The organism is Vibrio sp. PSi01 (assembly GCF_054960695.1).
The window spans coordinates 204,044-219,313 of the sequence record NZ_JBHNYN010000003.1; the positions used below are offsets into that span (position 1 = coordinate 204,044).

The 15,270-nt window shown below is 44.9% G+C and carries 10 protein-coding genes; 3 read left to right on the forward strand and 7 right to left on the reverse strand.

Annotation, left to right across the window (positions count from 1 at the left end):
• The first annotated feature begins 308 nt into the window (after nt 1–308).
• The 3 genes from trxB (at nt 309) to cydC (ending at nt 4,928) form a co-directional block, all read left to right on the forward strand.
• A complete protein-coding gene (gene trxB, locus ACFI6G_RS06250) occupies nt 309–1,268 on the forward strand; it encodes a thioredoxin-disulfide reductase (RefSeq protein WP_010438193.1) in 960 nt (319 codons plus the stop codon).
• Nucleotides 1,269–1,429: 161 nt separating this feature from the next.
• Complete coding sequence (gene cydD, locus ACFI6G_RS06255) at nt 1,430–3,214, forward strand: heme ABC transporter permease/ATP-binding protein CydD (RefSeq protein ID WP_016783889.1); 1,785 nt, start codon at nt 1,430–1,432, stop codon at nt 3,212–3,214.
• Nucleotides 3,207–4,928, forward strand: coding sequence for a heme ABC transporter ATP-binding protein/permease CydC (gene cydC, locus ACFI6G_RS06260; RefSeq protein WP_010438180.1), 1,722 nt, complete (start codon nt 3,207–3,209; stop codon nt 4,926–4,928). Before cydD ends, cydC begins: the two co-directional genes overlap by 8 nt.
• 405 nt (nt 4,929–5,333) lie before the next feature.
• Here the strand turns inward: cydC and ACFI6G_RS06265 are convergent, their stop codons facing one another.
• The 7 genes from ACFI6G_RS06265 to ACFI6G_RS06295 form a co-directional block, all read right to left on the reverse strand.
• The gene (locus tag ACFI6G_RS06265; RefSeq protein WP_010438178.1) at nt 5,334–7,217 is read right to left on the reverse strand and encodes a methyl-accepting chemotaxis protein; all 1,884 of its coding nucleotides are present in this window, start codon (nt 7,215–7,217) and stop codon (nt 5,334–5,336) included.
• Nucleotides 7,218–7,536: 319 nt separating this feature from the next.
• Nucleotides 7,537–9,108, reverse strand: coding sequence for a BCCT family transporter (locus tag ACFI6G_RS06270; RefSeq protein ID WP_010438176.1), 1,572 nt, complete (start codon nt 9,106–9,108; stop codon nt 7,537–7,539).
• A 271-nt stretch (nt 9,109–9,379) separates the two neighbouring features.
• A complete protein-coding gene (locus ACFI6G_RS06275; protein ID WP_010438175.1) occupies nt 9,380–10,978 on the reverse strand; it encodes a BCCT family transporter in 1,599 nt (532 codons plus the stop codon).
• Nucleotides 10,979–11,147: 169 nt separating this feature from the next.
• Nucleotides 11,148–11,786 (reverse strand): response regulator transcription factor, encoded by a 639-nt coding sequence (locus tag ACFI6G_RS06280; protein WP_016769284.1) that lies wholly within the window; start codon nt 11,784–11,786, stop codon nt 11,148–11,150.
• Nucleotides 11,779–13,134, reverse strand: a complete 1,356-nt coding sequence (locus ACFI6G_RS06285; RefSeq protein ID WP_010438173.1) for a cache domain-containing protein — start codon at nt 13,132–13,134, stop codon at nt 11,779–11,781. The genes ACFI6G_RS06280 and ACFI6G_RS06285 overlap by 8 nt, the downstream gene beginning before the upstream one ends.
• 104 nt (nt 13,135–13,238) lie before the next feature.
• A complete protein-coding gene (locus ACFI6G_RS06290; protein ID WP_010438172.1) occupies nt 13,239–14,522 on the reverse strand; it encodes a TRAP transporter large permease in 1,284 nt (427 codons plus the stop codon).
• 11 nt (nt 14,523–14,533) lie between these two features.
• The gene (locus ACFI6G_RS06295; protein ID WP_010438170.1) at nt 14,534–15,076 is read right to left on the reverse strand and encodes a TRAP transporter small permease subunit; all 543 of its coding nucleotides are present in this window, start codon (nt 15,074–15,076) and stop codon (nt 14,534–14,536) included.
• Nucleotides 15,077–15,270: the final 194 nt, after the last annotated feature.

Consider the following 15,270-nt stretch of genomic DNA (forward strand, 5'->3'; position numbering starts at 1 on the left):
GGATTCAGGTTCTCTTGTTTTTCTACTCATCAATGTATACGCAAAAAAGTAAATACTGCTATAGAAACACCATGATCAAGAAGACCCTAAAAGTGAGCAATATGCATGGCTGTTTGCAAGAGCACTTTCCTTGACTTATCGCTATTGATCTAAGACACAGGATTACAAGACCATCATTTAGTTCGGTTATGTTCTAACGTATAACGATTAATTACACTTCTACCCTTGTTTAACCTTTTATTGCCTCCATATTTTCCATACAATCCTAATCGATTATAAATAAAAACAAATTCAATTTCGGAGTCCTCATGAGCGACGTAAAGCACTGTAATTTATTGATTCTTGGTTCTGGCCCTGCTGGCTATACAGCTGCAGTTTACGCTGCTCGTGCAAACCTAAACCCAGTACTTGTTACCGGTATGCAGCAAGGTGGTCAGCTTACAACCACAACAGAAGTGGAAAACTGGCCGGGTGATGCTGAAGGTTTAACGGGTCCAGCACTGATGGATCGCATGAAAGAGCACGCAGAGCGCTTTGAAACAGAGATCCTGTTTGACCACATTAACGAAGTAGACCTATCTAACCGCCCTTTCCGTCTTAAAGGCGATTCAGGCGAGTACACGTGTGATGCGTTGATCATCTCAACGGGTGCATCAGCTAAGTACCTAGGTTTAGATTCTGAAGAAGCATTCAAAGGCCGTGGCGTTTCTGCTTGTGCTACGTGTGATGGTTTCTTCTACCGCAACCAGAAAGTAGCGGTTGTTGGTGGTGGTAACACCGCTGTTGAAGAAGCACTTTACCTATCTAACATCGCGTCTGAAGTTCACTTAGTTCACCGTCGTGACACGTTCCGCGCTGAAAAGATCCTAGTGAAACGTTTAATGGACAAAGTAGAGAACGGCAACATTGTTCTTCACACTGATCGCACGCTAGACGAAGTTCTAGGCGACGACATGGGCGTAACGGGCGTTCGTATTAAAGATACTCAGTCTGATAAAACAGAAGAGATCGAAGTAATGGGCGCATTCATTGCTATCGGTCACCAACCAAACACTGAAATCTTCAAAGGCCAAGTCGACATGAAAGATGATTACATCATCGTACAGTCTGGTCTTGAAGGTAACGCAACACAAACCAGCATCCCAGGCGTGTTCGCTGCAGGTGATGTAATGGACCACAACTACCGCCAAGCAATCACTTCTGCTGGTACAGGTTGTATGGCTGCACTGGATGCTGAACGCTTCCTAGATGGCCTTAACGATAAGTAAATCTGAGATTGCAGATTTAAATATCGAAGCCCTCACCTCAATAGATGCAGGGCGTCATCACATTTTGTTGTAAATCCCTAGAGCCCAGCGGTATATCCACTGGGCTTTCTTTTGTATACTAGCCGCCCTCAACAAATAATAATTATCATTAAGCCTTCATAATGGATAAGAAAAAACAACGCAGCTTGAACAAGTGGCTTAAGCAACAGAGTAAGTTAGCGAAACGCTGGCTTATGATTGCGATTGGCCTTGGCGTACTTTCAAGCGTGTTTTTAATTGCTCAAGCAGCTCTTCTCGCCTCTATTCTTCATCAGCTGATCATCGAGAATGTCGATAAATCTGAACTGGTTGGTCATTTCGCAGGCTTGGCACTATCGGTCGTTGGCCGTGCAGGCTGTACATGGGGTCGTGAAATCGCCGGCTATCGCTGTGGTGAGCAGATCCGTATCTACATTAGGCAGCTCATTCTCGATAAGTTACGCGAACTTGGTCCTGCCTACATCAAAGGCAAACCTGCGGGTACGTGGGCAACCCTGTTGCTAGAACAAGTAGAAGACATGCAAGACTTCTTCTCTCGTTATCTACCTCAGATGTCTCTGTCGGTAATGATTCCATTCATTATTTTGGTTGTGGTGTTTCCAGTAAACTGGGCAGCTGGATTGATCTTTTTGCTTACGGCTCCACTGGTGCCGATGTTCATGGCACTTGTTGGTATGAAAGCAGCCGATGCCAACCGTAAAAACTTCAAAGCGCTTCAGCGTCTTTCTGGTCACTTTTACGACCGTTTGCAGTCAATGACAACCATCCGTCTATTTGATCGCACCAACGCTGAAACAGAAGTACTCAAAGGTGCATCTGAAGTGTTTAGAACGCGTACCATGGATGTGTTGAAAATCGCTTTCTTGTCTTCTGCTGTACTTGAGTTCTTCACGTCGATCTCTATCGCGATGACGGCGGTTTACTTTGGTTTCACCTACATCGGTGAGCTGAACTTTGGCCACTACGGCGTCGGCATTACGCTATTCGCTGGTTTGTTTATCCTTATCTTGGCGCCAGAGTTTTACCAACCTCTGCGTGACTTAGGTACTTTCTACCATGCGAAGCAACAAGCAGTTGGCGCTGCGGAAAGTATTGTCGAGTTCTTAGAAACAGACATCACTAAGGTTAAATCAGGCGACACTCAACTCGATCAGGCTCAAGGCATCAATATTGAAGCTCAAGCTCTAAAAGTGTTAAGCCCTGAAGGTGTTCAATTGGTTGGCCCTATCTCGTTTGCACTTAACACTCGACAGTCGACTGCGTTAGTTGGCCCAAGTGGGGCGGGTAAAACAAGTTTGATCAACGCTATTCTTGGTTTCATGCCTTATGAAGGAAGCTTGAAAATCAATGGCATTGAATTGCGTGACCTAGACTTAGCCTCTTGGCGTAAGACGATTAGCTGGGTTGGTCAAAACCCGTTGCTACTGCACGGTACAATTCGTGACAACGTCACTCTAGGTAAGATCGATATCACTGACCAAATTGTCGAGAATGCGCTTGAGCAGTCTTTTGCTAACGAGTTCGTTAGCGAGCATGGCTTAGATTATATGATCTCTGATCGCTCTGGCGGCCTGTCTGTTGGTCAATCTCAACGTTTGGCTCTGGCTCGCGCCATGATTCAAGACGGTCAGTTCTGGTTGTTAGATGAACCAACAGCTAGCCTAGATACTCGTAGCGAACAGTTAGTAATGAAAGGCATCAATAGCAATATTGAAAGCCGCACAGCCCTGCTTGTAACGCACCAACTTGCCCCTCTTAAATCAGTCGATAATATTCTGGTTATGCGCGATGGTGGTCTGGTTGAACAAGGTCATTACTCTCAGCTATCGACTGCGGGTGGTTTGTTCGAAAAGATGCTTAACGCGAACTTAGCTCAACAAGATAATAAGGGTAATTTAGATGCGTGATTTACTGCCTTACCTGAAACTCTATAAAAAGCATTGGTTTGGCCTATCGCTAGGCATGCTATTAGCTTTTGCTACTCTTTCGGCTTCTATCGGCTTGTTAACGCTATCAGGCTGGTTCATTTCAGCTTCTGCGGTTGCAGGCCTTACGATTGCACGTGAGACCTTCAACTACATGCTACCGGGCGGCGGCGTACGTGGTTTGGCAATGAGCCGTACTGCGGGTCGTTGGGGTGAACGTGTTGTCAGCCACAATGCCACATTCAAATTGTTAACTGATTTACGTATCTTCTTCTTCAAGAAGCTAGCTCCGCTGATCCCAGGCCGTATTTCGAACCTTCGTGATGCTGACCTTCTCAACCGTTTGGTTGCTGATGTCGATGCAATGGACCACGTTTACTTGCGCTTAGTAAGCCCAGTGACGGTTGGTGTGTTCGGGATCTTCTTCCTTACTATTTTCTTGATGTGGTTCGATAGCTCACTAGGTTTGATCTTGGGTTCTATCCTTCTGATCATGCTGTTAGTTTGGCCAATCTTGTTTTACAAGCTAGGTAAACGTAACGGCGGTGAACTGACACAAAACAAAGCGGATCTTCGTGTTACCACTCTGGATTGGATTGAAGGCTACAGCGAACTGACTCTGTTTGGTGCTGAAGAGCGTTACCGCAATGCGATTCTAGAAACGCAGCAGAAGCTGATGGCGAATCAGTTTGTGAATGCTAACCTAACGGGTATGGCGTCAGCAGCACTGATGCTGTTCAACGGTTTGACGTTGGTTCTTATGCTTTGGCTTGCGGCTGATGGCGTGGGTGGTAATGCACCAGACCCGTTTATCGCGCTAATGGCATTCGCAACCATGGCAAGTTTTGAGCTATTAATGCCAATCGCAGGCGCGTTCCAGCATTTAGGTCAAACTCTGTCTTCAGCACGTCGCTTGAACGAAGTTATTCTGTCGGAGCCTGAAGTTCAGTTTGCTGAAGAGAAACTCGACATCAACAAGCCGCTTGATATTACGTTCTCAAACGTGACGTTCAACTACCCTGATTCTGAACGTAGTGTTCTGAGCGCTGTTGACCTAACGATTCCTGCAACGCACAAGGTTGCGATTGTGGGCCAAACAGGTTCTGGTAAGTCGACTTTGATTCAGCTGCTGACTCGCTACTGGGATCCTAAAAAAGGCGACATCTCAATCGCGGGAGTTGAACTGACGCAGTGGAATGAATCACAGCTTCGTGAATCAATCAGTGTAGTAAGCCAACGTGTCGACATTCTCAATGGTACTTTGCGTGACAACTTGTTGATTGCAAGCCCAGAAGCAACCGATGATCACTTAGCGAACATCCTTAAAGACGTTGGTCTAGAAAAGCTGCTTGAGAACAACGCGCTTGATAGCTGGTTAGGTGATGGTGGTCGTCAACTGTCTGGCGGTGAGAAGCGCCGCATTGGCATCGCACGTGCCATTCTTCATGATGCCCCTATCCTGCTTTTAGATGAGCCGACAGAAGGCTTAGATAAGCAAACCGAGCAAAGCATCATGACTCTTTTCGAGAAGCACTTCGAAGGCAAGACGGTTATCTTCATCACGCACCGTTTGATTGGCCTGGAATCGATGGATTCTATCGTTCTGATTGAACAAGGCGAGATTGTTGAAAACGGCTCTCATGAGAAACTGTTAAACGAAGCAGGACGTTATTTCCAACTGCGTCAGGCAATCTAGCGCCTTCATCAGTTATAAAGATAACCGTTCAAAGCCCGAGTTTATGCTCGGGCTTTTTTGTGTCTTTAATTATTCTGAGCTACACCCTTCTTCAATCAAGTTTAACCCGTCACTTCCACTTCCAATAGGTGGCTGACCTTGATGTAAAAAAGAAAATAGCTTAACAACGACAAGCTAGAACCCCTGCGATGGTGAAATTTATGGAGCACTGCTTTCCTACTAGCGCGGCCCTCAAAACTAAGTTCCCAGTTTATCCAAACAACTAGTTAGGGTTCATAACTCTAACTAGAACGCACAAAAAAGCCGAATGTGATAATCACATTCGGCTTTTTGATAACGTTATCGCGAATTATTCGCTAGTCGTTTTAGCTATCAAGTTATCGCTATTCGCTCAGAACTTAGTGCTTAAAGCTTGAAGCGGCTAATTTCGCTTTCTAGCTCGTGAGACAGTTCAGATAACTGAGCAGCTTGTTCCGCAGCTTGGTGCGCTTCGTCTGCTAGTTCATTAGATACGTCACGGATTCCTTCAGTGTTACGAGTGATCTCAGACGTTACTGATGCTTGCTCTTCTGCAGCGGAAGCAATTTGTGTCGCCATGTCGCTAATGCGTTCAACAGCTGCATGGATTTGCGTTAGGCTCGCTGCGGCTGAGTTTGCGTCATCAACACTGGTTTCAGCAAGTGTACGGCTATCGTTCATGATATTAACCGCTTTGCCTGTTGTACCTTGTAGCAACTCAATCGTTTGTTGAATTTCTTGCGTTGAGCCGTGTGTACGTTGGCTCAGAACTCGAACTTCATCCGCTACTACTGCGAAACCACGACCTTGCTCACCGGCACGTGCAGCTTCAATCGCAGCGTTAAGTGCAAGTAGGTTCGTTTGTTCTGCAATACCTTGAATGTTAGACAAGATAGCGTTGATGCTGTTGCCGTGTTCTTCAAGTTCTAGGATCACGTTCGTTGCGATTTGAACTTCTTGAGCAAGGTTTTGGATAGAGCTTTGCGTCTGTGTCACTTGACCAGTACCGTGCTCACACGCGCCAACTGCTTCTGATGAGTTCTGTGCAGTGTGGTCAGCGTTACCCGCGATCTCTTGTGTTGCTGCAGCCATTTCGTTGACGGCTGTTGCTACCATGTTGATCTCGTCTTGTTGCATTTGGATACGAGCACTACGTTCTTCAGCTTGAGAAGCCGTTTGACGTGCTTGGTTGCCTAGCGCAGCAGATACTTCGCTTAGCTTGATCACCATGGTGTGCATATTACCTACAAAACGGTTGAAGTTTTCAGCAAGCTTACCAATTTCGTCATCGCTCTTAGGCTCAAGGCGTTGAGTAAGGTCACCCTCACCTGAAGCAATTTCTTCAAGTGCCGCTGAAACACGGTTCAAATCACGGAATAGGAAGCTCACTAACCAAGACACTAATACGATTACGATTAACGTAATAATAACAGCCGTTGTGATCAATTGAGTAAGCAGTGTTGAGTGGTTCGCCTCTTCTGTTGCTTTGTCCATCTGAACCGCGAAGATCCAGTTAGTGTTAGGCACCTTCGTGAAGTAAAGCAGCTTCTCAGCGCCACGTTCTTTGATGATCTCGATGCTACCCGTACGCACTGCGTTCTCGATGATAGGCATAGATATATCGTTTGAAAGCTGGCTTACCGGCTTCAAGCTTAGCGCTGAATCTGGGTGTGCTAGGAATGTACCGTCAGAGGCATCAATTAGCATGGCGTAAGCGTTGTCACCAACATCAAGGCTGATTACATCGTTAACCAATTGGTCGATAAGTACGTCAGCACCCACGACACCAACAAGTTGGCCGTTGTGACGAACCGGTTCAGCAATCGTTACAAGAAGAGCTTTGGTGATCGCATCTTGGTAAGCGGTTGTGATGATTTGCTTACCTGCAGCGTTTGCTTCTTGGTACCAAGGGCGTTGACGAGGGTCGTAATCTGCACGATTACGTTCAGGGTGTGAACGGTACATTCCACCTTCTGGAGTACCTAAAAAGATATCGTCAAAGCCACCCGCAACACGAGCTTGCTTAAGGAAAGGAACAACATCATCCTCTCGTGAAAAGTCATTAAATGCTGATGCGATATCTGTACGGATATCAATCCAGTTTTTAATACCTTCAGATGCTGCTTCAGATACGCTTTCAGCTCGTAGGTATACGCCATTGCGAGTCTGTTCGAATAGTTGGTTTGCTGATAGCCAGGTCAACGCTGTTGCCATAACCACAACAGCAGATAGGCTAGCACCTATCAACTTCTGCTTTAGTGTTAGTTTCATGTCAAAGTTTCACGAGTGGTGGGAAATCTCGCGCATACTACCCAAAATCAGTATTAAATTCGAGCGATTTCACAATTTAATATCGGAATATAATTTTAGGTAAACCATAAGCTTAGCTAATGCCAATTCCTTGGCATTTCGCCAAATTTAAGGCGGTATTTTATATATGGTTATTAGAATTTATATCACATCTCATATGTTAAAGAGAGGCGGACACATGATAAAGAAGAAACAAAAAAGCAGAAGAGTTTCCTCTTCTGCCTTCATACTATTTACCGCTCTACCGCATATAAGCTTCGATAGATTTCGGCTTTAGAGCCTAGCGTTTTTCTGTACGCATACCCATTAGCAAGCTAACACACATCAGCAATAGAATGATGGTGAATGGTAATGCCGTCGAGATTGCACCCGCTTGCAGAGCTTGCACTGCTTCAGTACCACCAACCCACAATAGCGCTACAGCAATCGCACCTTCAAGGAATGCCCAGAACACACGTTGAGGAACTGGTGTATCAACTTTACCACCTGCGGTGATGCTGTCGATAACTAGAGAGCCTGAGTCAGACGATGTAATGAAGAATACTAGAACCAATACAACCGCAATAATTGATAGCAGAGTACCGAACGGCAGAGCATCAAACATTTGGAACATTGCTAGTGATACATCCGTTAGGCCGTCTTGCCCAAGAATACCAACGTTATTCACGATTTGATCAATTGCCATCCCACCGAACACTGACATCCAAATGATAGTCACTGTCGTCGGTACAATAAGTACTGCTGTAATGAACTCACGGACTGTACGACCTTTAGAAACACGTGCGATAAACATACCTACGAATGGTGACCATGAAATCCACCAAGCCCAGTAGAATACAGTCCAACCGTGCAACCAAGCTTCATCTTCACGACCGTGTGGGTTACTCAGCGGGATGATGTTCTCGATGTATGCCATCAATGTTGTCGGGATTGAACCCAGCGTCACAGCATAGCCAATTAATGCCACTAAAATCAGCAGTAAGAAGGCAACCAGCATGTTGATGTTACTGATAACTTTAACGCCGCCATCAATACCGCGAAGTACTGATACTACCGCCAATAAAGTCACCGCAGTAATCACAATAACTTGCAGCCCTAAGCCCGCTTCAATGCCGAATACATGTTGAATACCACTTGCTGCTTGTTGTGCACCTAGTCCAAGCGATGTCGCCAGACCAAACAGGGTTGCAAGTACAGCAAGAATATCAACAATGTGACCCGCCCAACCCCAAGCTCTATCACCTAAAATTGGGTAAAAGATAGAACGGATAGAAAGAGGCAACCCCTTGTTGTAAGAGAAGAAAGCAAGTGACAATGCTACTACGCCATAAATCGCCCAAGGATGCAGACCCCAGTGATACATGGTTGCACCTAGCGCCAACTTAGCCGCTTCTGGTGTATTCGCTGCAACATTAAGCGGAGTTTCGTACCAGCCTGTATAATAAGCAGCAGGCTCAGCCACACTCCAGAACATCAAACCGATACCCATACCTGCGGCAAACAGCATCGATAGCCAAGACATAAAGGAGTAATCTGCCGTCGCATCAACACCACCAAGGCGAATTTTACCATACGGAGAAACAATCAAGCCTAAGCAGAAAATTACGAAAATATTACCCGACCAGATGAAGAGCCAATCAAACGAATTGATAATCTGGCCTTTAACGCCATCTAGTGCAGCCTTTGCTGAAGCGGTATCTGTAATCAGAACACCGATGAGGAACAAAGCAATAAGTCCCGCACTGATACCAAATACTGGGTTATGAACATCAAAACCCCATTTTTGGACATTATCTTGACCGACAGTGTAATCCGTACTGTCGATACTGTATTTATCTATACCTTTAGTCATTATCCCTCTCTACGGAATATTAATAGGGTCTATTAACCTCAATATCCCTTATTTACCTGTGACCTAGTCAAAACTCGAACGAACGATCCAAGCAGTACAAGTTGTTATCACAATTATTCAAATACTTGGATGTCTGAAGTTTAGCAGGTTAAATTATTGTTTTCAGTAAACCAGAATCAGTTCGCCGAATTTTCAAACAAAATATACGTAATTACCCAAACTACTGACGAAAAAAAGGCCGACCGAGTCGACCTTTAACTAAAAAATACTTTTAACTCAAAGCATTTTGCTGTTGGACTAATTTATTTTCAGTTCGTAAACCTAGCAATAAGCTTAGGCACATAAGCAATAATATGAACGCGAATGGTAACGCCATTGATACCGTTCCGGCTTGTAGTGCTTGGATGGATTCAGTACCGCCAACCCAAAGTAAAACCGCGGCAATCGCACCACCCATCAGCGCCCAAAATACACGCTGTGGCACTGGCGCATCGACTTTACCACCAGAGGTAATGCTATCGATAACTAACGAACCTGAATCCGAAGATGTGATGAAGAACACCATAATCAGACCAATCGAAACGACTGAAAGCACAGAACTCATTGGCAGCGCATCATAAGTATGGAATAGAGAAAGCGTAATATCTTGCAGACCATTGACACCGATCTCGCCCACCTTGTTCGCCACTTGGTCAATCGCGATTCCGCCAAAAATAGCCATCCAGATGATGATTACTGTCGTTGGAATGAACAATACAGCTACAATGAATTCACGAATCGTACGACCTTTAGAAATGCGAGCAATAAACATACCCACGAATGGTGACCAGGACATCCACCATGCCCAGTAAAATACAGTCCAACCTTGCATCCAAGTTTCATCGTCACGACCATGAGGATTACTAAGAGGAATGAAGTTTTCAATATAGCCCATGAGTGCCGTTGGGATTGCTTTAATACCCGCCAGGCCACCAGCGATCGTTACGAAGATAAGTAGACCCAAAGCAACCAACATGTTGACGTTACTTAAAACCTTCACGCCACCGTTGATGCCACGAACCACTGACATTGTTGCTAAGAAAGTGACCACTGCGATAACAACCAACTGCATGCCAATACCACCATCGGTACCGAATACATGGTTAATACCACTGGTTGCTTGTTGTGCGCCCAAACCTAACGATGTTGCAAGGCCGAACAAGGTTGCCAGTACTGCAACGATATCAACGATATGGCCAAACCATCCCCAAGTTCTGTCACCCAAGATAGGATAGAAAATCGAGCGGATTGAAAGAGGCAGACCTTTGTTGAAAGTGAAGAAGGCAAGTGCTAGAGCAACAACAGCGTAGATAGACCAGCCGTGTAAACCCCAGTTATAGATGGTTGCACCAAGTGCCAGCTTAGCCGCTTCAGGTGAGTAAGCTTCGACACCTAATGGCGTTTGATACCAACCCGTGAAGTAAGCTACTGGCTCAGCAACACCCCAGAACATCAAACCAATACCCATTCCCGCGGCGAATAACATCGACATCCAAGATAGGTTGGAGTGCTCTGCTTTGGCATCATTGCCACCAATACGTATCTTGCCATACGGGGAGACAATGAGGGCAAAACAGAAAATCACGAAAATGTTAGCAGCCCACATGAAGAAGCCATCGAAGTTGCCGATGATTTTCCATTTGATACCATCGAGCGCAGCTTTTGCTGTTTCAGGTTCAGCGACCAGAAGTGCAAGCAGGAAAATAATGATCGCTCCTGCACTGATACCAAATACAGGATTATGAACATCAAAACCCCATTTCTGAACGTTATCTTGTCCTACTGTATAATCGGTATTTTCAATACTATACCTATCTTTTACAGGCTCCATGTTTCCTCTCTAATTTGCAGCGCACTATTTGCAACATTACATTCGGCGCTTAAATTTCGAAAAGAAGCATATCAACCTGTCGCAAAAATACTAAAAAAACCGTCAAAAATCAGGTCCAAATGGCAGTTTTAGTAATTAAATTACACATTTAATGTAATTTAGCGTAAGATCACTCCACAAGCCCAGAATTAACAGCATATTTAGCTAGCTCTGCCGTAGAGTGAATATCCAACTTGTGCTTAATGTTTTGTCTATGCGTTTCAACCGTTCGATAACTGATGTTCAGCGCCTTAGCTACCTCTTTACTGCTCTCCCCTTTTGCGACCAATTTCAACACTGCTTCTTCACGTCTACTTAACGGATTCTTGATGGATGGCGTGGGAGTAATAGGCTGTGTGAACAAATTCTGAGTTACCTTTTCACAGAAGTAGGTCGAACCTTGATTCACGGTTTTGATCGCCTGTACCATCTTTTCAGCAGAAATCTCTTTCAACATATAACCAACAGCACCCGACTGCATCACTTTCATAATGTATTCACGGTTGTTATGCATGGTCAACATTAGCACCTTCGCATCAGGGTCTTCTTCTTTAATTAGATGGGTTGCGTCAATGCCGTTCATGATAGGCATGCTAATGTCCATCAACACCACATCAGGTCGCAGAGTTTTTACTACCTCTACCGCCTCTAAGCCATTGCTGGCAGTACCTATCACGCTAATATCCGGCTCGAGTTCCAATCTCGCCATAAAGCCATCCAGTACCACTTGATGATCATCAGCGATCACAACTCGAATAACTTCACTCATTCATTAATCCCTCTAGTGTCAGCAACACGGTAATTTCCGTTCCGAAGCCAATTTCACTCATCAGCTCAAAATCACCACCAATGAATTCAACTCGCTCTCTCATATTACGCAGCCCAATCCCTCGTTTCTCCATCGCTTTGTAGGTATTAAAACCCACACCATTATCTTGGATTAAAAGCTGCAATACATTGCCAATTTGCTGCGCGATAACCGTAACTTTAGTCGCTTGTGCGTGCTTTTCAATGTTATTCAATGACTCTTGAACCACTCGATACAAGGTCGTCGCCGCCTCTGATTTCAACTGACCTGGCTGCGTACTAAACAAGGTTTCCACCTCAATACCAGAGTGCGCCTGAAAGTCTAATAATAGAGAAGACAACGCTGCCTCTAAGCCAATATCGTCCAATGAACTTGGACGAAGTTGGTGGGAGATATGCCTCACCTCTTCAATCGCTCTCATCAGCGAATGCTGTGACTTATCTAGATGCGCTTTGAGGTCTTCACTTTGTAACTTGTTTCCGAGCAACTCTAAGTGACAACGGCTCGATACTAATAACTGGTTAATGCCATCATGTAACTCACGCGCTAAATGCTTTTTTTCATCCTCTTGAAACATCACCGTCTTGTGGGCCAATTCCTTCAGGTTATTATCGGCGATGCGATGCTCGTGCATGTTGATCGCCAAAGTAAGCACGATAATGACCGCAACTGTCACGCTAAGAATCACCACAATCGAAAAGAACGTGGTCTCTATATTCTTGTTAATCGCAGCCTGCATGGAAGCGACTTCTTGGTGTACATCTTCAATATACAGACCCGTGCCAATCATCCAGTCCCAACGTTCTAACCAAGCCGCATAACTTAACTTAGATACCACTTCTCCCGTCGATGGCTTTTGCCACAAATACTGATGAAATCCGCCTCCGGTTTGCGCTTGCCTTAACAGTGCTTCGATAAGAAAGTCGCCATCTTCATCTTGTAACTCAAGTAGGTTTTTTCCAATCAATTCAGGTTGTATTGGATGAACGAGGTTGGTGCCGTGACGGTCGTACGCGAAGAAGTATCCATCTGAACCATACCTAAGTTTAGACAATATGATTCGAACTTCTCTTTTAGCTTGGGCTTCTTGGATATCAGGATCATTGTAGATATGTTCGATGGCATCAAATGCGAGGTCGACAGTGTCTTTGAGGGCATTTTCACGAGACTTGATCAGGCTGTCTCTGAAGATCTCCACTTCTTTTGCACCCAATGTCTTGGTTTGATGCAACGAGATCCAACTAATACTCGCCGTCACAAGCAACAACGGGAGCAGCGTCAGCAAAATCAGCTTAGCCTTTAGAGGCATTCCTTTTCCTCATAAAAAACGGCTTATTGAACACCAATAAGCCGTCTTATTTTAGCAATTTATCGTTAACCGTTGAAACATATCATTCACATTCTTGGCTTCACTCACATTCCATAGAAAGATGGGAAAGCGAGAAGTGATCCAAGCACGAGGATTTGAATCAGAATGAACGGCATTACACCTCGGTAAATATCCTTAGTGGTTACGCCTTTTGGTGCCACCCCTTTTAGATAGAACAAACTAAAACCAAATGGTGGTGTTAAGAATGAGGTTTGTAGGTTCATCGCGATAAGGATAGCAAACCAAGTCATGTTTATGCCCATCAACTCAGCGACAGGTGCAATAATCGGTACGATGATAAAACAGATCTCAACGAAGTCGATAAAGAAGCCGAGGATCAAAATAACCAACATGGTGATAATCAAGAAGCCCCACTTCTCACCCGGTAGCTGTAACATCCACTCTTCAACCAGATAATCACCGCCAGTGTAAGTGAACGCCATTGAGAACGCGGTTGCACCAAGTAAGATAGCAAAGACCATTGCCGTTACTTTTACCGTCTCTTTAGATGCGTCATACACCATCGACCAACTAAACTGACCGTATAGCAAAGCAAGTACCATAGCACCCGCACCACCTAATGCAGCAGACTCTGTCGGCGTAGCAACACCGGCGAAGATAGAGCCCAATACGACAATGATCAGCGCAAGTGGCGGTACGATAGCTTTCAGAGCATTGATGACTTCTTGCTTACGACTAATTGAGTCATCACGTTCAATCGGTTGAGCTGCTTCAGGGTTTAGCTTCGCGTATATCAATATGTACACGATATAAGCACCGACTAACATCACGCCCGGCCAAATCGCCGCTTGGAACAAGTCACCAACTGGCACACCTAGCACATCACCCAATAGAATGAGAACTATCGATGGTGGAATGATTTGCCCAAGCGTACCAGAAGCACAAATGGTGCCGCAGGCTAAGCCTTTATCATAGTTGTATTTCAACATTACTGGCAGAGAAATCAGGCCCATCGCTACCACAGAAGCACCAACTACACCGGTTGAAGCGGCAAGCAATGATCCTACTAATACCGTCGAAATTGCGATACCACCACGAACCCCACCAAACAATCTGCCCATAGACTCAAGCAACTGCTCAGCAAGCTTGGTCTTCTGTAGAACAAGCCCCATGAAAACAAACAATGGAACGGCCATCAGCACCGTATTTTCCATGATCGATTGAATTCGATATGGCATGAAGGCAAACATCTCAATGCCCTCAGCCCAAACACCAAAGATTAATGCGATACCGCCAAAGGTAAACGCTACTGGGAAGCCAAGTAAAAGTGCAAACAAGGCGACAAAAAACATTACTATTCCAATCATGTCAGCCTCTACTAATTCTTTGTATGAATATTATTTGCGTGGATAAGGTGCGGATTAAAAATCTTGTTCAGTGAATGCAGGATCAAACCCACGCCACTGAGCGCCATTAAAAAGAATGACAGCGGGATCATAGCTTTGATGATCCAACGATAAGGCAAACCACCGGGATCGCCTGAGGTCTCACCCAACTCATAACTCTCTTTAGCAACATCGATACCAAACCAAGCCACCAACAAACAAAACGGAAGCAGGAAGACAACCGTGCCAAGCAAATCAATAATGGCTTGAGCTTTAAAACTCAGCTGCTCGTAAAACACATCAACTCGAACATGCCCACCCGCTTTGATGGCATAAGGAACACCTAACAGAAATACGGCTGAGAAAAGGTGCCATTCCATCTCTTGAAAGGCGATTGAGACATCGTTGAAGGCATATCTCATGACAACGTCATACACGACGTTAGCGATAAGTAAAATAAACAACATACTGGAAAGCCATCCCAGTGCATCACCGATACGATTAAACAGGCGTTCAATATAAATTAGACTTCGCATTCCCGACTCCATGGAATTTGAAAAGACATCGCGTATTGAGTTAGTGCAGCTAAAACGAGTAGCGCTAACCAGATTCACGACATAGAAAGGGTTCTTGGGATCGTATACAGGATTTATCCTGCTTAATTATTATGATTTGAATGAACCCGCCGCTTACTCACTCTCAGTTACCTAGTAAAAAAAGCTTTGGGTTC